Annotated in this window: 14 protein-coding genes and 1 rRNA gene; 3 read left to right on the top strand and 12 right to left on the bottom strand. The window is 67.3% G+C overall.

Annotated elements, in window-relative coordinates; all coding sequences use genetic code 11:
• A 16S ribosomal RNA gene (locus AC5JLE_RS18980) occupies positions 1-790 on the bottom strand; the annotation flags it as partial.
• A 639-nt stretch (positions 791-1429) separates the two neighbouring features.
• Between AC5JLE_RS18980 and AC5JLE_RS18985 the strand changes: the two genes are divergently transcribed.
• Positions 1430-2617 carry a benzoate/H(+) symporter BenE family transporter gene (locus AC5JLE_RS18985; protein WP_496065544.1) on the top strand — a complete coding sequence of 396 codons (1188 nt, stop codon included), beginning with the start codon at positions 1430-1432 and terminating at the stop codon, positions 2615-2617.
• A 23-nt stretch (positions 2618-2640) separates the two neighbouring features.
• Here AC5JLE_RS18985 and AC5JLE_RS18990 read toward each other — a convergent pair whose 3' ends face one another.
• The 6 genes from AC5JLE_RS18990 to egtB form a co-directional block, all read right to left on the bottom strand.
• Positions 2641-3186 (bottom strand): DUF2628 domain-containing protein, encoded by a 546-nt coding sequence (locus tag AC5JLE_RS18990; RefSeq protein ID WP_164167608.1) that lies wholly within the window; start codon positions 3184-3186, stop codon positions 2641-2643.
• A 71-nt stretch (positions 3187-3257) separates the two neighbouring features.
• Complete coding sequence (locus tag AC5JLE_RS18995; protein ID WP_032960164.1) at positions 3258-4028, bottom strand: GYF domain-containing protein; 771 nt, start codon at positions 4026-4028, stop codon at positions 3258-3260.
• Positions 4029-4054: 26 nt separating this feature from the next.
• On the bottom strand, positions 4055-4945 hold the full coding sequence (locus AC5JLE_RS19000; RefSeq protein WP_164167610.1) for a D-hexose-6-phosphate mutarotase: 891 nt from the start codon (positions 4943-4945) through the stop codon (positions 4055-4057).
• 61 nt (positions 4946-5006) lie between these two features.
• Positions 5007-6254, bottom strand: a complete 1248-nt coding sequence (locus tag AC5JLE_RS19005) for a lytic murein transglycosylase (RefSeq protein ID WP_032960158.1) — start codon at positions 6252-6254, stop codon at positions 5007-5009.
• 81 nt (positions 6255-6335) lie between these two features.
• Positions 6336-7310 (bottom strand): L-histidine N(alpha)-methyltransferase, encoded by a 975-nt coding sequence (gene egtD, locus AC5JLE_RS19010; protein ID WP_049405566.1) that lies wholly within the window; start codon positions 7308-7310, stop codon positions 6336-6338.
• The gene (gene egtB, locus AC5JLE_RS19015; RefSeq protein ID WP_262217516.1) at positions 7307-8578 is read right to left on the bottom strand and encodes an ergothioneine biosynthesis protein EgtB; all 1272 of its coding nucleotides are present in this window, start codon (positions 8576-8578) and stop codon (positions 7307-7309) included. The genes egtD and egtB overlap by 4 nt, the downstream gene beginning before the upstream one ends.
• A gap of 151 nt (positions 8579-8729) precedes the next feature.
• Here egtB and AC5JLE_RS19020 point away from each other — a divergent pair, with 151 nt between their 5' ends.
• Positions 8730-10010 carry a GGDEF domain-containing protein gene (locus tag AC5JLE_RS19020; protein WP_049405563.1) on the top strand — a complete coding sequence of 427 codons (1281 nt, stop codon included), beginning with the start codon at positions 8730-8732 and terminating at the stop codon, positions 10008-10010.
• Positions 10011-10013: 3 nt separating this feature from the next.
• On the opposite strand, the gene AC5JLE_RS19025 is transcribed toward AC5JLE_RS19020, so the two are convergent.
• Entirely contained in the window at positions 10014-10406 is a 393-nt protein-coding gene (locus tag AC5JLE_RS19025) for a YchJ family protein (RefSeq protein WP_032960150.1), read from the bottom strand.
• Positions 10407-10508: 102 nt separating this feature from the next.
• On the opposite strand from AC5JLE_RS19025, the gene AC5JLE_RS19030 reads away from it, so the two are divergent.
• On the top strand, positions 10509-11288 hold the full coding sequence (locus AC5JLE_RS19030; RefSeq protein ID WP_032960169.1) for a sulfite exporter TauE/SafE family protein: 780 nt from the start codon (positions 10509-10511) through the stop codon (positions 11286-11288).
• A 153-nt stretch (positions 11289-11441) separates the two neighbouring features.
• Here AC5JLE_RS19030 and AC5JLE_RS19035 read toward each other — a convergent pair whose 3' ends face one another.
• The 4 genes from AC5JLE_RS19035 to folE form a co-directional block, all read right to left on the bottom strand.
• Positions 11442-14822, bottom strand: a complete 3381-nt coding sequence (locus tag AC5JLE_RS19035; RefSeq protein WP_142235478.1) for an ATP-binding protein — start codon at positions 14820-14822, stop codon at positions 11442-11444.
• A 16-nt stretch (positions 14823-14838) separates the two neighbouring features.
• On the bottom strand, positions 14839-15540 hold the full coding sequence (locus AC5JLE_RS19040) for a DUF4194 domain-containing protein (RefSeq protein ID WP_005421303.1): 702 nt from the start codon (positions 15538-15540) through the stop codon (positions 14839-14841).
• Positions 15527-16996, bottom strand: a complete 1470-nt coding sequence (locus tag AC5JLE_RS19045; RefSeq protein ID WP_049405561.1) for a DUF3375 domain-containing protein — start codon at positions 16994-16996, stop codon at positions 15527-15529. The genes AC5JLE_RS19040 and AC5JLE_RS19045 overlap by 14 nt, the downstream gene beginning before the upstream one ends.
• A 112-nt stretch (positions 16997-17108) precedes the next feature.
• A complete protein-coding gene (gene folE / locus AC5JLE_RS19050; protein ID WP_004141296.1) occupies positions 17109-17720 on the bottom strand; it encodes a GTP cyclohydrolase I FolE in 612 nt (203 codons plus the stop codon).
• Positions 17721-17903: the final 183 nt, after the last annotated feature.

Consider the following 17903-nt stretch of genomic DNA (forward strand, 5'->3'; position numbering starts at 1 on the left):
TTAGGGCGTGGACTACCAGGGTATCTAATCCTGTTTGCTCCCCACGCTTTCGTGCCTCAGCGTCAGTTATGGGCCAGTGAGCCGCCTTCGCCACTGGTGTTCTTGCGAATATCTACGAATTTCACCTCTACACTCGCAGTTCCACTCACCTCTCCCATACTCAAGATTTCCAGTATCAAAGGCAGTTCTGGAGTTGAGCTCCAGGATTTCACCTCTGACTTAAAAACCCGCCTACGCACCCTTTACGCCCAGTGATTCCGAGCAACGCTAGCCCCCTTCGTATTACCGCGGCTGCTGGCACGAAGTTAGCCGGGGCTTCTTCTCCGGATACCGTCATTATCTTCTCCGGTGAAAGAGCTTTACAACCCTAAGGCCTTCATCACTCACGCGGCATGGCTGGATCAGGCTTGCGCCCATTGTCCAATATTCCCCACTGCTGCCTCCCGTAGGAGTCTGGACCGTGTCTCAGTTCCAGTGTGGCTGATCATCCTCTCAGACCAGCTACGGATCGTCGCCTTGGTGGGCCTTTACCCCGCCAACTAGCTAATCCGACATCGGCTCATTCAATCGCGCAAGGTCCGAAGATCCCCTGCTTTCACCCGTAGGTCGTATGCGGTATTAGCGTAAGTTTCCCTACGTTATCCCCCACGACAGAGTAGATTCCGATGTATTCCTCACCCGTCCGCCACTCGCCACCCAGAGAGCAAGCTCTCCTGTGCTGCCGTTCGACTTGCATGTGTTAGGCCTACCGCCAGCGTTCACTCTGAGCCAGGATCAAACTCTTCACTTAAAACTACATGATCCGAAGATCAAAATTTAAAGCTGCAGATGATTGATTCTGGCAACGTATCGCTTGCTTTAAAACAATTAATAGTTGCTTGATCAAACGTCTGCAAGATGGACAATCATCCTTCCTGCAGGCGCCTTCACAAGATACCTGCGCATACTTTCAAAGATCCGGGGAAGTGGCCTCAGCGCCGTTCCCGTGTGCTGCGAAGTTTCCTTCGTAGCGAGCCGCCCATTATAGCCGGCTTTTCCGCTTCGTCAACACCTTTTTTCAAGGCCGTCTCACCGGAGTGGACGTTGTTGCCGATGCTGCTTCGTCGTTGGGCCCGAGGGCCTTTCGTCGTTGCGAGCCGCCTATTATGCCGGACTTTTCGAGTCCGTCAACACCTTCGTTCGATCAACTCGTTCGTCGGTGGTGGCGTCGCTGTTCGCGTGTCGTTTCCGGGGAAGCGATGCGCTGCAGCAAGGGAGCGAATTCTAGAGATCCTGCGGATTTCGTCAAGGCTTTTTTGCAGCGTGATGACAGAAGCACCGCGCCATCACGCATGACGTACGCTCGAAGATCACTGCGGCGTTGCCCGCGCGTTGCGCGGTCAACGCCGCAACCCTTATCAATGCAGGGATGCACAGTGGAGACAGGACAATGAGCATGCAGGTGCGGCGCGCGTGGTGGCGCGATCTTTCGATGCCGGCAATCGTGGCTGGCTTCATTACGGTACTGGTGGGCTTCGCCAGCTCGGCCGTGATCGTGTTCCAGGCGGCACAGGCCGTCGGTGCCGACCAGGCGCAGATCGCCTCCTGGATGTGGGCGCTGGGGCTGGGCATGGGCGTGACCTGCATTGGCCTGTCGCTGCGCTATCGGGTGCCAGTGGTGACAGCGTGGTCGACCCCGGGTGCAGCGATGCTGGTGGTGGGTGCCGGCGGTGCTTCGCTCTCCGAGGCCACGGGCGCATTCCTGCTGGCCGCCGTGCTGGGCCTGCTTGCGGGTTTGTCGGGGGTCTTCGCGCGACTGATGCAACGGGTACCGATGGCGCTGGCCGCCGGCATGCTGGCCGGTGTGCTGCTGCGCTTCGGGCTGGATGTGTTCGTCGCCATGAACACCCAGCTGGTGCTCGCGCTGGCAATGTTCGCCACCTGGCTGGCCGGGCGCCGGCTGTTCCCGCGCTATGCGGTGATCGCCACGTTGCTGGTCGGCATCGCCGTCGCCGCGAGCCGTGGCCTGCTGCACGCCCAGCAGGTGCATCTGCAACTGGCGATCCCGCAGTGGGTGACGCCCTCGCTGTCGTGGACCGCCGTGGCCGGCATTGCCCTGCCCCTGTTCGTGGTCACCATGGCCTCGCAGAACATTCCCGGTGTGGCGGTGATGCGCGCGTCCGGCTATGACGCCCCGGTGTCGCCGTTGATCGGCTGGATCGGTGTAGTCAATACGCTGCTGGCGCCGTTCGGTGCGTATGCACTGAACCTGGCGGCGATCACCGCCGCCATCTGCATGGGCCGCGATGCGCACGAGGATCCGGCGTGCCGCTACACCGCAGCGATGGCGGCCGGCGCCTTCTACATTGTCATCGGGCTGTTCGGCGCCACGGTGGCCGCACTGTTCGCGGCCTTCCCCAGGGAGCTGGTGGCCTGCGTGGCCGGTATCGCGCTGTTCGGCACCATCGGCAACAGCCTGGCCAGCGCCCTGGCGGTGGAGCGCGACCGCGAGGCTGCACTCGTCACCTTCCTGGTCACCGCCTCGGGGGTCTCCCTGGCCGGGATCGGTTCGGCGTTCTGGGGACTGCTGGCCGGTGCACTGTGCCTGCTGGTGTTGCGGGCACGGACAGCGGCCTGAGCAACCCTATCAGGCCAGCATGATCAGGCCGCCATGCGGGCGACGGTATTGATCACCGCGTTGGCCGCCATGCCGATCACCACCGCCCACACGCTGGTGCCGCCACGACGCTGCAGTTCGGCACGGATGCGGTTGTGCTGCCCGGCGTGGGCAGCCTTCACTTTGCCCAGCAGTCGCGTGCAGTAGCGCAGGTACAGGGTATTGGCGGTCACCGCGATGGCGAACCGAGGCACCGCCAGCAACGCCACCGTGAGCAGCGGGTTGGCGCGGGCCGCCAGCAGCGCGATGCCGATCAGGACCAGCTCGAAGAGGATGGCTGCCAGGTACATCTTCCGGTGCAGCAGCCAGTACGTCGGCACCAGGAAGGCGGGCCAGTGCCACGGTCGCGGCGGCTTCGGCACCGGGCTGCCCAGGTGCCAGCGCTGGCGATAGAGCGCCGCGTTGGGGCCGACGAGGAGGTTCAGGTAGTCCGCGTCGGACGGAGGGGGCGCGTCGTCCACCTCTGTGGCGGGCGCAAGATAGGGATTGTCATCCGCCGGGGAAACCGGCGGAGTATCCAGATGATTCATGTCGGCGATTCCTTGCCCAGGATGATCCCGCGGTAGCGGCAGCCACCGCTGGATCTGAAGCCTTCCCGGCCTCAGCCTGCCAGCGCCTGCCCCACCAGCATCACCGCAACGACGGCGATGGCCACCACCGCCGCCGCCAGTGCATTGGTGTCACCCCGTCTGGCCAGCTCGCTGCGCAGGCGCGCCTCGTCATCTCCCACCAACGCGCGCGCTCGGGCGATCTCACGCTGGCAATGCGCCAGGTACCAGCGGTTGGCATACACCGCGGCGGTGATGTTGATGACGAGGGTGATGACCGTCGACACGCCTTCCGGAACGCCCAGCAACGCCTCGGCGATGCTGAAGAACACCAGCACGCCGGCCCAGATCGCCGCCAGCCGGTACATCCTGCGGTACACCATCCAGATCACGCCGATCAGGAACGCCGGCCAGTGCCAGGTGCCGTTGCCGTCGGCAATGCCCTGGTCGAGCCGCCAGCGCTGTCGATAGATCGGGAAGTTGCCGCCGACCACGGCGGCGTACAAGGCGATGTCGCCTTCCAGCTGCGGCGCGGTCGCGGCCACCGGCGAAGCTGCCGGCGCACGATAGGGGTCGGACGGATCAGCGGTCGATGCGCCGCTGGCGCTGACGGCCTGCGCCGGTTCAATCGACGGCGGGGTCGGATCCATCGGCGCCACCGAAGGATCCAGCTCGGCCAGCGGCCGCCACGATGCCATTCCTTCCCGCCACATCAGCGTACGGGCGGTTACCGTGCCGTCCTGCTGCAGACGGCGCAGCCCGGCCAGGTCCACCGGCCCTTCGCTCTGCTTGCTGTTGGCGTACCACCACTGTGCGTCCTGCATGCCATCCATTCCTGTCGATCCCATGGTTACTCCGAACACCCCGCCACGGCCTGCAGCGGTTCACTGGCCAGTACCTGCACCAGCTGGTGGCGCGCGCCGGGTGCAAGGGCAATCTGCTCCGGCCCGGCATTGGCTACTTCCAGGCACACGTAATCGTGCCAACCGTCGCCGACATCGGCCATCTTCGCCGCCGCCTCCGCGCCCGGATTCCACGCCACCAGGGTCTGGCTGCCTTCGCTGCGGATCTCGATCCGCCGCTGCAGGACGGGATCGCGAAGCACGTAGTGGCCACCGGCACCGGTATAGATGCGGTCGCTGCGCCCCGGATCGCGCGGGTCACGCAGCGACCAGGGCCCCTGCTGCCGGCGCAGCTGCGTGTAATCCTCGTACTTGTCCAGATAGTGCAGGCCATCGAGGCCATCAACCTCGACACGACGGGCATCGCCCACCCGGAAGTAGCTGTGCAGGGCTTGGGTGAAGGTCATCGGGGACGGGCCGGTGTTCTCGGTGGTCAACTGCTGGCGCAACTGGCGACCGATGCGCAGCTGCATCTGCAGGCGCAGGCCACACTCGGCAATCGACAGGGGCGCCAGCTGCAGCTCCAGTTCAGCGTCATCGTCCTGGCGGGCCTGCAGCAGCTCCCAGCGCGCGGTGCGTACCAGGCCGTGTGCCGGCACGTCATCACCCTGGCCCTGGCGACCGAACCACGGCCAGCACACTGGAACGCCACCCCGGATCGGCGTGGGCAGCCCGGCCCGTTTTGGCGACAGCCACAACAGGTCCGGCTGCCCCTCCGGGATGAACGACAGCAGCTGTCCGCCGAACACGCTGATGACCGCGGTGGCGCTGGGCGTGCGTATCTGCCAGGCCTCGAGCCCGTGGTACAGGCCGGTGCTGATGTCCGGGTTCGACTGCATGCTATGACGCTCCTTGAAGACCGCGGCGATGATGTCGCGGCCAGCCTGTGATCGGCAAGGTCTAGCGGGTGGCAGGCGTCCCTGCGGCTGCCTCCTGCTGCAACGCGCGCAGGATGCGCTGGCCGGCGCGCCCATCCGCATTGGCCCAGCCGAGGCGCTGCTGCTCGGCCTGGATCGCGCGGCGCGTGGCGGTGCCGATCATGCCGTCGGCGCTGCCGATGTCGTGGCCGCGGGCCAGCAGCAGGGTCTGCAGCTGGCGGCGTTCATCGCGGCCGATGCCGGGATCATCGGTCGGCCACGCGGTGGCCAGGCCGGTGCCGCCACGCAGCTGGTCGGCCAGCGTGGCGATGGCCAGTGCATAGCTTTCGGCGGCGTTGTAGCTGTAGATCGCATCGTAGTTGCGGAACACCAGCAGCGCCGGGCCCTTGATGCCGGCCGGCAGCAGCAGGGCGGCGCGCGCGTCGGCCGGCAGATTGGGCGGCACCAGCGCGCTGCCATCCAGCGCGGTCACGCCCTGCACGCGCCAATCGGCGAGGGCTCGACGTTGGGTGCGGCCCGCCTGGCTGGCATTGAAACCGGGGGGAACACGGACCTCCATGCCCCACGGTTCGCCACTGCGCCAACCCGCACGCTTGAGGTAGTTGGCGGTGGACGCCAGCGCGTCGGGAATGCTGCCGACCAGATCGCGGCGGCCATCGCCATCACCATCGACCGCGATACGTGCGTAGGTGCTGGGCATGAACTGCGTATGCCCGAAGGCGCCGGCCCAGGAACCGGTGAGCCCCTGGGCCTGCAGGTCGCCGCGGTCGATCAGCTTGAGCAGCGCCAGCAGTTCGCCACGGAAGAAGGCCTGGCGGCGGCCGGCGCAGGACAGCGTGGCCAGCGACTGCAGCAGCGGGCGCTTGCCGAAGACGCGGCCATAGTCGCTCTCCACCCCCCAGACCGCGACGATGGTGGCCGGGTCGACGCCATACTGCGCGGAGACGCGATCGAGCAGATCGCGATGTTGCTGCAGCAGGGTGCGGCCATCATCGACGCGCTGGCGGTCGACCAGCGCGGCCAGGTAATCCCAGATCGGCGTGGTGAATTCCGGCTGTGCGTCCAGCAGTCCGAGCACGCTCGGGTCCGGCGTGAGCCCGGTGGTGATCTCGTTGAAACGGTCGGCGCCGATGCCCTGGGTTGCGGCGGTGGCCTGCAGGCCCGCCAGGCAGCGGCTGAACGCCGGATCGTTGCTGGCGGCGGGGGCCGCAGGCAGCGTCGGGGTCGACGCGAGGGCGGCCGCCAGGCCGAGCGTGGTCAGAATGGGCATGGCGTCCTCCGTGCCGTTGCACGGCCATCTTAGGGGCAGCAGTGCGGCCGAACCTGAAGGGGCACCGGCTGGCCGTCCCCCCTAGGCAACGCGCAGCAGGCGCAGGCCATAGGCGGGACTTTCGGCATCCCAACGCTGTGCGACCTGCAGGCCCGCCTGCTGCAACAGCGCCTCGAAGCTGTCATCGGTGTACTTGTGGCTGTACTCGACGCGGATGGGTTCACCGGCAGCAAAGTGGAAGGTGCGGCCACCGAGGTGGACGTCCTGCGGCCACTGGCTGACCAGGTCGGTTTCGATGCGCAGCCGCGCGGTGTTGTAACGGGCGCGGTGGCGGAATCCATCGAGATCGAAATCGCTTCCGATCTCGCGGTTGAGGCGGGCCAGCAGATTGAGGGTGAATGCCGCAGTGACGCCCTGCGCATCGTTGTAGGCCGCTTCGATCAGCGCCGTGTCCTTGTGCAGGTCGATGCCGATCAGGGCCAGGCCGTCGCGGCCCATCGTCTGGCGCATCGCCCGCAGCAGGGCGACGGCCTCCGCTTCGGCGAAATTGCCCAATGTGGAACCGGGGAAGAACAGCAGCCGTCGCGCGGGTTCGCGTTCGGGCATGGGCACGGCGACGGCGCGGGTGAAGTCCGCGCAGACCGGCAGCATCTCGACCTCGGGCAGCGCCGGCGCCAGGTGGTCGATGCTGGACAGCAGTGCGGCCCGCGAGATCTCGATCGGCGTATAGGCCACCGGATCCTGCAGCGCGGCCAGCAGCAACGCGGTCTTGCGGCCACTGCCGCTGCCCAGCTCCACCACATGCAGGCGCGGGCCGACCACGCGCGCGATATCGGGCAGCACCCGCGCCAGCAGCGCCAGCTCGGTGCGCGTGGGGTAGTACTCGCGGGTCTGGGTGATCTGTTCAAACAGACGCGAGCCGCGGGCATCGTAGAAGTACTTGGAAGGCAGCTGCCGCGATGCGCATGACAGACCGGCCAGCGCATCGGCCAGGATCTGCTGGCGGCTGGGGGTCAGGTCGGTCAGCGCCTGCAGCGCGTCATGCACCGTGCTCATATGAGGTCCCTGGCCAGGCGCAGTCCGGAGAACTGCCAGCGCGCCGGCGGCATGAAGAAATTGCGGTAGCTGGCGCGCACATGGCCACGGGGCGTGGCACAGCTGCCGCCGCGCAGCACCCATTGCCCGCACATGAACTTGCCGTTGTATTCGCCGAGGTTGCCGTCAAAAGAGCGGAAGCCCGGGTAGGCACCATAGGCGCTGGCGGTCCATTCCCAGACATCACCGAACAGCTGCCGCAGCCCACTGCCCCCGGCTGCCTGCGGGTGCAGGTGATCGTCATCGGCGAAATGACCGCGCAGGGGCTGCGACGCGGCGGCCGCTTCCCACTCGAACTCGCTGGGCAGGCGCGCACCGGCCCAGCGGGCGCAGGCGTCGGCCTCGTAGTAGCTGAGGTGGCAGACCGGCGCATGCGGATCCAGCTCGCGCCAACCACCCAGCGTGTACTCCCGCTGCAGGGCATCATCCCAGTACAGGGGGTGCTGCCAGCCTTCGGCTTCACGCAGCGCCCAACCTTCGCTGAGCCACCAGCGCGGCTCGCGGTAGCCCCCCGCCTCGATGAAGCTGCGGTACTCGGCATTGCTGACGGGGCGTTCGGCCAAGGCATGCGCGGGCAGCAGCACACGGTGTGGCGGCGATTCGTTGTCGTAGGCGAAGGCGGCGTGCCGGGGCCATGCCGCGGCACCGACGGTGACGATGCGTTCGGGCGATTCGATCCAGCCCTGCGCCGTGGCGGTGCTGGCGCCGGGCCGCAGGTCCTCGCGATACGGTGGCTGCAGTGGATTGCACCAGAACGCATGCTTGATGTCGGTCAGCAACAGTTCCTGGTGCTGTTGTTCGTGCTGCAGCCCCAACTGCAGGTGGTGCAGCGCCTGCGCGTCGAGGTCACCGGCCGCCAGCCGTGACTGCACCTGCATGTCGACCTGTTGCCGGTAGTCGCGCACCTGCTGCAGCGAGGGCCGCGACAGCAGACCGCGTTGCGGCCGCGCATGCGCCGGGCCGATGCTCTTGTAATAGCTGTTGAACAGATAGTCCCAGGCCGGGTCATGCGCGGGCGTGGTGGCGAAACCGGCCAGCACGAAGCGTTCGAAAAACCAGGTGGTATGGGCCAGGTGCCACTTGCTGGGACTGGCGTCGGCCATGCTCTGCAGCATGGCGTCCTCGGCACTGAGCGGCGCGGCCAGCTGCAGGCTGCGCGCCCGCACCTGTGCAAAGCGGCGGGCGAGATCGCGCTGCGGGGCAGCGACGGCGGTGGGTACGCTGTCCATGCCGGAAGCATCGGCGCAGGACGGTGAGCGCAACGTCATGGCACCACATCACCACGTTCACATGACAGCGGGCACGCGCATTCAAGAAGCGCGTGGGGACGCCGCTAACGGCAATGTTGCGGCCGCATCGTCACCGCACTGGACTTACCGCGTGCCCCTGCATCCGCTCCGCCAGCCTGCGCATTACCTGTTCGTGCTGCCCGCCGTGCTGGTCGTCCTGGTGCTGTGGATGGCGCTGGGCACCGAGGATGTCGCCAGCCCGGCGCAGCGCATCCTGCCCTGGCTGCTGGCCTGTCTCGGTGCAGGCCTGGCCCTGCTCTACCACCAGATGCGCACGTTGTGCCTGCTGCTGGTGGTGGCGGTGGTATTCGCCCTGCTGCACCGGGACGTCGGTGGCTACCTGCGCAGCGGCCATGTCGACGCCCTGACCCCGCTGCGCTTCCACGCGATCTCGGCGTGGGTGCCGCTGCTGTTCGCCGGACTGGCACTATGGCCGGAACGCGGACGCCGACGCCAGGACCTGCTGCTGCGCAGCGTAGTGTGCGGCGCGGCGCTGATGATCTTCCTGCTGCTGGCGGCACAGCAGCCGCAGGGGATGCACGATCTGCTGTCGAACCGTCACTGGGCCTGGATTCCCGCCAACTGGAACGCGTTGGCGCAGTTGCCGGCGCTGCTGTTCCTGCTGGCGACCGCAGCATTGGGCTGGCAGGCGTGGCGGCATCCGCGGCCACTGCACACGGCAATGCTGCTGGCCCTGCTGTGCCTGTGGTGGATGCTGCCGCGGATCTTCCTGCAGCCGGTGCTGCTGCCGGCGCTGAGCAGTGCCGCCCTGCTGCTGATGCTGGGCGCGATGCTGCAGGAATCCTTCCACATGGCCTTCCGCGATGAGCTGACCGGCCTGCCGGGGCGACGGGCGTTCAACGAGACCCTGCAGCGGGCACGCGGTACCTACAGCATCGCGATGGTGGACGTTGACCACTTCAAGTCATTCAACGACACCCATGGTCACGACACCGGCGACGATGTGCTGCGCCTGGTGGCGTCGCGGCTGGCGCGGGTGGGCGACGGTGGCCGTGCGTTCCGCTATGGCGGCGAGGAGTTCGCGGTGGTGTTCCTGGACCGGCCGGCGGCAGCCTGTGTCGATGCCGTGGAAGCATTGCGGCAGAGCATCGAGGACACCCGCATGCAGCTTCGCGACCGCAGCACCCGCAGCCGTGACGACGAAGCCGGCCGCCAGCGGCGCGGACGCGGTGGCAGCGGCCAGGTGGTGCAGGTGACGGTGAGCATCGGGCTGGCCGACAGCTGCGTGGATCCGCGGCCGATGGCCGTGGTCAAGGCCGCCGACCAGGCCCTGTATGTGGCCAAGGACGGGGGCCGCAACCAGGTGCGCGCGCACGGCGGCCAGCGCGTTCTGGCAGCGCACGGCGCGTAGTGCTCAGACCGCGTCGAGGTAGTACCAGCGGCCGTCGATGCGTTGGAAGCGGCTGTGCTCGGTCATCCTCACCGCGCTGCCGCCGCCGATGCGGTAGCGCGCGGTGAAGCGGACTTCGGCGCTGTCAGCACCAGTGATGGTGTGCTCGTGCACGGTCAGGCCCAGCCAATGGGTGCGCTGGCCGGGGGCATCGTCCAGCGACAGCTCGGCCGGACGCGTGTCCGGATGCCAGGACTGGCGCAGGTAGTCAGCCAGGCCACGCACATAGGCGCTGTAGCGCGAACGCATCAGGTGCTCTGCATCAGGCGCGGCTTCACCGGCATGGAAACGGCCACAGCAGGCAGCATAGTCGGCGGGAAGGCCACAGGGGCAGGGATCGGCGGGTTTTCGGCTCATGCCGGCATTGTCGCCGGGTTGCCGGGATTGATCCACGCGGGGCCGCAGTCGCCCGGAGCAGGACAGGCGTATGCTGTCGCGCCCCCTCCTTGATTGATCGCCGTGCTGGAACTGGTTCCCCCTGAGTTGTGGTGGCTGGTGGTGATCGCCTTCATCGCCGGCCTTGTGGATGCCGCCGTCGGTGGCGGTGGCCTGGTGCAGCTGCCCGGCCTGTTCACGGTGCTGCCGCAGCAGACGCCGGCGATGCTGTTCGGCACCAACAAGTTCAGTTCGATGTTCGGTACCGGTGCGGCCGCCTGGCGCTATGCGCGCAACGTGCGCTTCCCGTGGAAGCCGGTACTGTTCGCGGCCGGTACCGCCTTCATCTTCTCCTTCGCCGGGGCCACCGCGGTGAGCCTGCTGCCCAAGGACGCGGTGCGCCCACTGGTGCTGGTGCTGCTGATCGCGATGCTGGCCTACACGTTGTGGAAGAAGGACTTTGGCGCGTTGCACCGGCCGCAGGAGATCGGCCGCCGCGAACTGGCGATCGCGCTGGCGATCGGTGCGGCGATCGGCTTCTACGACGGCTTTTTCGGGCCGGGCACCGGCAGCTTCCTGATCTTCCTGTTCGTGCGCTTCTTCGGCCTGGATTTCCTGCGTGCGTCAGCGGCGTCGAAGGTGGTGAACCTGGCGACGAATGTTGCAGCGATCTCGTTCTTCGTACCGACCGGCAACATCCTGTGGCTGTTCGCGCTACCGATGGCGGCGGCCAACATCATCGGCTCGGTGGTGGGCACGCGCCTGGCGTTGAAGGGCGGCACGCCGTTCATCCGCAAGTTGTTCGTGGGGCTGGTGGTGGTACTGATCGCGCGGATGGCGTGGGATACCTTCCGCGGTGCGTGAATGCGGTTGCCGGCCAGCGGCCGGCACTACCGGGTCATGAACGCTGCCCATGGGTAGTGCCGGCCGCTGGCCGGCATCCCCATCCGATCGGGTCGTGAACCCCCCCATGGGTAATGCCGGCCGCTGGCCGGCATCCCCATTCAATCGACCGGGTCAGGCTTCGGCTTCTTCCGGTTCGTTGGCCTGCTGGCGGCTGCGCTCGGGCAGCTTCAGGCGCTTGCCTTCTTCGTCGTACTCGATCAGCAGCACGCCGGAGTCGTGGCGGCCGCTGATCTCGACGAAGCAGGCGCCACCGATGAACGGCTCCAGTGTCATCACCGACTTCAGCGGGGTGGCGACCACCATCTGGAAACCGAAGTTGTCGAAGATGTTCATCGCCAGCGCGGTGAACTCGTTGTCGGCCTTGTCGAAGGCTTCGTCGAGCACGACGGCGGCGTAGCTGGGCAGCTGGCTGTCGGCGCCGCCGAGCTGGTAGCGCAGTGCCGCAGCCAGGCAGGTGGTGGCCAGTTTCTGGCGCTGGCCACCGGACTTGCCCGCGCCACTACGGTAGATCTCGACCTGCTGGCGCGTTTCCGCATCCAGCTCGACGCCGATGAACTCCACGTGCATGCGTACGTCCAGCACCAGCTCGCGCCAGCGCTTGTCCTCGCCTTCCTGCGAACCCAGGCGGTTGACCAGCTGGCGCAGCACGGTGAACTGCGATTCGGCCAGCTCGCGCTGCTCGGTCTGCTGCTGCGCCAGCACCTCGCGCAGCTGCAGGTGGAACTCGCCGACTTCCGGCAGGCGGCGGTCGCTCAGTTCGATGGTCAGCAGCGTGCCACGGTTGAACGGCACCTGCTCCAGGCTGGCGTTCACTTCGTCCAGGCGCTGGCCGATCGACTTGCGGGCCTCGGCGCTGTGGCGCTGCAGGGCCAGCAGGTTGTTCTTGCTCTGGTTCTGCAGCAGGTCGAAGAAGCGCTCTTCGTGCTGCGGCAGGCCGTCGCGCTCCAGGCGCTCGAGGCGGGCAAGGAAATCCTCGGCCGAGGCCACCGATACGGTGAAGTCGCCCGATTCCTCCGGCCACTGCTGGATGAAGCGACGGAAGCAGCCGATCAGCTGGTTCTCGATGCGGTTGAGGTCCTGCTGCGAGGACGACAGCTGCTCGTTCAGCGCGTTGCTGACCTGGCGCATGTGCGCCTCCAGCGTTTCCAGGCTGAGCGGGCCCTGCTCCTGCAGGCGCTCGGCGAGCCCGGCTTCCTGCTCCTGGGCCAGGCTCGGCAACACCAGCGCACGGCTCTGCTGTCGCGCGCGGTCGAGGCGATCGCGTTCCTTGACCAGCTGGCCGCGCTCGACGCGGACGTCTTCATAGGTGCGGCGGGCCTGCTCGATGTCGGCGCGCACGGCGTCGATCTGCTTGGCCAGCCTGGCGAGGTCGGCATTGCCTTCGCGCAGGTCGCGCAGGGTGGCCTCGATATCGCTCAGCCGCTGCTGCGGGGCGGCGATGTCGATCTCGTTCCAGCTGATGCTGACCAGCTCGTGGCAGGCCAGCCGGCGCTCGTTGTCGCGGTCACGCTGGCCGCGCAGGCGCGCGATGTCGGTCTCGCAGCTGGCGATGCGCTTGGCCAGTTCCTGGGCTTCGCGCTCGAAGGCGCCCACCTTGTCGTGGTTGTTGAAGCCGAGGATCCAGCGACGGCGGTCGCCCACCGCACTGCGGTCGTCCTTCTCGAAGCGGTCGCCGGGATGCTTGACCTGGCCTTCGCGGGTGATGCCGCGGTCGACGTTGCGCAGCTGCTTGGCATCCACGCACTCGTAGTCGAAGCGCTTGCCGAGCTCACGGCGCAGCCAGCTTTCGAATACGTGCTCGCGCAGCTCCAGCTTGTGCAGCAGCGACTTCGCCGACGGCTCGCGCGCGAACGCGTCATCGTTGCGGCGCACACGGTAGTAGGTGAAGCGCATGCCCAGGTGAGTGCGATTCACCCACTCGGCGACGTCGTTGTAGTGCTTGTCATCGACCAGCAGCGACAGCGCGAAGCCACCCAGCACACGCTCGATGGCACCCTGCCAGCCCTGCTCTTCCGAGCGGACCTGGATCAGCTCGCCGACGAACGGCAGCGCCGCCTCGGCAATGCCGGTTTCCTCGGCCAGGCGCGCGCGCAGCTTCTGCATCGGCGCCGGGATGTTGGAGGGCGTGCGCTGCATCGCTTCGAGTTCCGCACGGACTTCGCCGAAACGGCGCTCGTCATCGCGCTTGCCACCCAGGCGATCGCTGATCGCATCGTCCAGCGCCGAAGAGGCACGCTGGCGGTCCTGCAGTTCGTTCTGCGCACGCTCGACCAGCTCGGCGAAGCCGTGTGCGTCGTCCGGAAGTTCAGCCCCCAGCTGCTGCGCGGCCAGGCTTGCCTGCTCGCGCTTGGCTTGGCGGCGGTCACGCTCGGCTTCGGCGCGGCCCTGCTCGCGTTCCAGTTCCTCGATGCGCTCACCGCCCTGCTGGCGACGCTGCAGTTCCAGTTCGGCCAGGCGCTCGGTGTGGTTGTCCAGTGCGGCACGGCGCTGGGCTTCTTCCCCGAGCAGGCCACGGTCACGCACGTCCATCTCGCGCAGGCGCGCCTCGATCAGCGCCTGGCGGCGGCTTTCACGGAAGCTGTCGACGCCAAGCTTGAGGGCTTCGTCGTCGCCGCGCCGGCGGTGCATTTCCTTCAGGTCGTTGTAGTAGGCGCGTGCCGGCAGCAGGGTCTCCACCTGGCGGCGGGCGGTGACCACGGCCTGGTGCGCGCCATCGAGTTCGGCGAAGTCGCTGACCAGGCGCTCGGCGGCGTCGAAGGTCTTCGGCGTGTCGAGCATGAAGTCGCGCAGGAAGACGTTGAGGTCGCCCAGGTTCTTCGCCGACTGCGTCTTGTGCAGCAGGCGCAGCGCCATCTCGTTGTCGATGCCGAGCAGGTCGCGGAAGCGCTCGGCGTAGCCGGAGAAGGTGTCGAAGTGGTGCAGATCAGACAACTTCTGCTTGAGCTTGCGCAGGTCCAGGTCGAAGCCGCCAAGATCCTTGGCGATGTCAAACGGACGCTCGGCGATCATGTAGTGCTTGCGCACGTCACCGGCCGAGGTTCCGTTACCGGAGATCCACAGCAGGCGCACCAGGCTGACCACGCGGCCATCGCCGGCGCGGTACTCCAGCACCAGCGCAGTCCAGGTCGCGCCCTTGCGAAGGTACTGGGTGGCGATTTCGCCGGTGCCGCTGTCCTGCTGGTCGGCCCACGCGCCACGCACGTAGGACACCAGGTTGCGGTCGCGGCCACTGCGCTCGGCTTCGCGCGCGGCGGCGTTGAAATCGACGATGGCCGGCGGCGTCAGCAGCGCGGACATGGCATCGAGCAGGGTCGACTTGCCCGAGCCGGAACGGCCGACGAACAGGAAGCCACGCTCGGCGATCGGTACTTCGGTCAGTCCGTTGAACGTGCCCCAGTTGTGTACCTGCAGGCGACGCATGCGGAACTGCTGCAGGCGCGGGTCCGGCAGGCCTTCGTTGAACAGGGCGGGAGTGTGCTTGGAGATAGCCATGCGATGGTCGGGTCTCTCAGGCCTCGGCGGCCGGGGTTTCACGCAGCTGGCGGTAGACCGCCGAAAGCTGGGATACGTCTTCGGCGGAGAACAGCAGCTTCAGCGCCGGCGAGACTTCGTGGCGGTCTTCCTGGCCGCTGAGGCGGGTCAGGATGTGGTTGTCCTTCATCTTCTGCACCGCCGAGGCGACACGGCGGTTGAAGCCGGCGCGGTCGGTGGACAGGTTCTTCTCGTAGATGGCCAGCGCTTCGGCCATCTCGGCGTCGGCGACCACCGCGCGGTTGCCGCGCGCATCGGCCTCGGCCAGCTGCTGGCGCAGGTACAGCAGCAGCACCGAATCGATGAAGGTCAGCGGCGAGGTGCGCAGCAGCACCGGCGCATCCACGTCTTCGGTATCGGCCTGGCGGGTGAAGGCCACGCCGCTGTCACGGTCGAGCACCAGTTCCAGGAACAGGTCCGCCAGCGAGGAGCGGATGGCCGCCTCGCTGCGGATCAGTGCCGGCCACAGCTTGGCGTGGCGCAGCTGGTCGATGCTGGGGCCGATCAGCAGCTGGCACAGCGCGCGGCGTGCATCCAGCGGCAGGCGCCCGGTGTCGCCGAGGTAATACACGTCATTGCCACGGCGGGGCTGCGCCACGGCCGCCACCGGTTCGGCTTCGTAGGCGTCTTCCGCCACGTCGGCCTGCGGTGCGTCGATGGGATCTTCATGCCAGCTCATGGCGTCTCTCCTGGGTGAACCAAACCAGCGGGATGCGGGCGCGACGGACCTGGCCGTCGCCACCACGCCATTCGGCAAGCTCCTGCTCACCAGCGATCACGTTGCCGAAGCGCGTGCCCAGCGACAGGTAGCCGATGACGCTGCCAAGACCCTGCGGTGCTTCGCGCTGCGACAGTGCCTGGGCGATGCTGAGCCGCGGCTGTGCATCGAGCAGGTCGTGCAGGTCGCGGCGCAGGGTGCGGAAGTCGATTTCAGACGAAGCGACCAGATCACCGACGCTCTCCAGGCTGATGGCTGCGGCGTCGTTGTACTCGACGTTGCCATCGACCTGGGCGCTGCGCGGATCGTGCAGCTTCCACTGCGACCACGAGCGCAGGCGGCTGGTGGTCAGCTGCAGGTCGCGGCCGATGCCGCGTTGTGCGGGGAATTCGTCACGCAGTGACAGCGCTTCGGATTGCGCCTGCTTCAGCAGCTGGTTGAGGCGGCGCTGTTCCAGATAGCCACGGCTCTGCACGAAGCCACGCAGGCTGCGCGCGAAGTTCTGCAGCACGTCGTGCACCTGGCCACCGCGCTCGAGCATGGTGCTGGTGAAGCCGCGCAGGAAGTTGCGTTCGTTGCGGTCCAGGCGGCGGGCGAAGCCACGCGCCAGCACCGCTTCCAGCGCGGCATCGAGCTGGGCGCTCTGTTCGGCGTCGTTGAGCAGGCGCCAGAAGGCCTGGAAGCTGCGACCGGCATCGCTCTCGCCGATCACATCCACGCCTTCGAACAGCTGCGACAGCACATCGCCGCGCTCGCCCTCGTCGTCGATGATGCGTTCGCGGAAGTCGCGGTTGAGCTGCTCGAAATCGTCGCGCACCCGACGGAAATCCTCGGTCAGCTCGTCGGCCAGGCCGATGATCTGGCGCGCACGCTCCAGCGCGCGCTTGCCATCCAGCGCGATCACACGTCCGGCACCGACGCGGGCGATCTCGGCGTCGATGCGGTCGCGCTCGTCGCGCAGTGCTGACAGGCGTGCATCCGGGTCGGACTCGGTCTGCGCGGCCAACTGCGAGAGCTGTTCGATGACCAGCGCCAGGCGGCTTTCGGTGGCGGCCACGCGGGCCTGCTCAAGACCATCGGCGAAGCGGATGGCCTGCAGTGCCGCAGTCGACAGCTCGTACTGCTCCTGGTCGGCGCCTTCGGGCAGGCGGCGTTCCAGCCAGCCCTGGGCCAGCCAGTGCGCGATGTAGGCCTGCGCGGTACGCGGCAGCTCACGCGACAGTTCGTCGCCGTTGAGCTGGTCCAGCGCACGCTGCAGGCGCTCGTTGAGCACCGACGACGGCAGCGTGCGCTCGCCGTCCATCAGCAGCCCCTGCAGCAGGCCGATGATTTCCGGGGCGTGGTCGGCGGCAAGCAGCTTCCACTGGGGCTGTTCGCGCAGATGGCGGTAACGGGAGATGCGTTCGCGGTGCTTCATGCAGCGAAAGGAGTCATGAGGGCTGGCGGGGACGAGCAGCCGCCCGCGGCGGCCGCGCGGGCAGCCGTGGGCATGCCGGCCCGCAGAGGCCGGCGCAGTGCGGTCAAGCGGCTCAGCGCTTGCCGCCCACTTCGATGAAGCGCAGGAACTCGGCGCGGGTACGCGCGTCGTCGCGGAAGCTGCCCAGCATCTTCGAGGTGACCATGCTGACGCCGCGCTTGTGGATGCCGCGGGTGGTCATGCATTCGTGGGCACCTTCGACGACCACACCGACGCCGATCGGCTGCAGCACATCCTGGATGCACTGGGCGATCTGCGCGGTCATCTTCTCCTGCACCTGGAAACGGCGGGCGTAGGCTTCGACGACGCGGGCCAGCTTGCTGATGCCCACCACCTTGCCGGCCGGCAGGTAGCCGACGTGGACGCGGCCGATGATCGGCGCCATGTGGTGCTCGCAGTGGCTTTCGTACTCGATGTCACGCAGGACGATCAGTTCGTCGTAGCCGGCCACTTCCTCGAAGGTCCGCTCCATGTAGGCGCGCGGGTCGTCGCGGTAACCGCTGAACCAGTCGCCATAGGCTTCGGCGACACGGCGGGGGGTATCCAGCAGGCCTTCGCGGGACGGGTCCTCACCGGCCCAGCGCAGCAGGGTGCGCACGGCATCCTCGGCCTGGTCCTGGGTCACGTCGCCCTGCGGGGCGGCCTTTTCGTTGTTCTTGCTCATTGCGTACAGCGTCCCGAACGGGGGGCGAGCATCGTACCCGACCGGGGGGTGGGTCGTCCTGTTGGGACGGTTCATCGGGGGGTTCTTCCGGCGCCTCGTTGCTGCTGAGCGAGAGGGGGAAGGGGCAGGCCGGGCAGGCAAAGCCGCAACTACGTCCCTCTAGGCTCCGCCACGGCATCCAAG

The organism is Stenotrophomonas sp. (assembly GCF_059505245.1).

Excerpts from the sequence above, each read along its gene's own strand:
- egtD (WP_049405566.1), bottom strand. The coding sequence starts at position 7,310 with ATGAGCACGGTGCATGACGCGCTGCAGGCGCTGACCGACCTGACCCCC.
- egtB (WP_262217516.1), bottom strand. The coding sequence starts at position 8,578 with ATGGACAGCGTACCCACCGCCGTCGCTGCCCCGCAGCGCGATCTCGCC.
- AC5JLE_RS19005 (WP_032960158.1), bottom strand. The coding sequence starts at position 6,254 with ATGCCCATTCTGACCACGCTCGGCCTGGCGGCCGCCCTCGCGTCGACC.
- AC5JLE_RS19040 (WP_005421303.1), bottom strand. The coding sequence starts at position 15,540 with ATGAGCTGGCATGAAGATCCCATCGACGCACCGCAGGCCGACGTGGCG.
- AC5JLE_RS19045 (WP_049405561.1), bottom strand. The coding sequence starts at position 16,996 with ATGAAGCACCGCGAACGCATCTCCCGTTACCGCCATCTGCGCGAACAG.
- AC5JLE_RS19000 (WP_164167610.1), bottom strand. The coding sequence starts at position 4,945 with ATGCAGTCGAACCCGGACATCAGCACCGGCCTGTACCACGGGCTCGAG.
- AC5JLE_RS19035 (WP_142235478.1), bottom strand. The coding sequence starts at position 14,822 with ATGGCTATCTCCAAGCACACTCCCGCCCTGTTCAACGAAGGCCTGCCG.
- AC5JLE_RS18990 (WP_164167608.1), bottom strand. The coding sequence starts at position 3,186 with ATGAATCATCTGGATACTCCGCCGGTTTCCCCGGCGGATGACAATCCC.
- AC5JLE_RS19025 (WP_032960150.1), bottom strand. The coding sequence starts at position 10,406 with ATGAGCCGAAAACCCGCCGATCCCTGCCCCTGTGGCCTTCCCGCCGAC.
- AC5JLE_RS18995 (WP_032960164.1), bottom strand. The coding sequence starts at position 4,028 with ATGCAGGACGCACAGTGGTGGTACGCCAACAGCAAGCAGAGCGAAGGG.
- AC5JLE_RS18985 (WP_496065544.1), top strand. The coding sequence starts at position 1,430 with ATGAGCATGCAGGTGCGGCGCGCGTGGTGGCGCGATCTTTCGATGCCG.
- folE (WP_004141296.1), bottom strand. The coding sequence starts at position 17,720 with ATGAGCAAGAACAACGAAAAGGCCGCCCCGCAGGGCGACGTGACCCAG.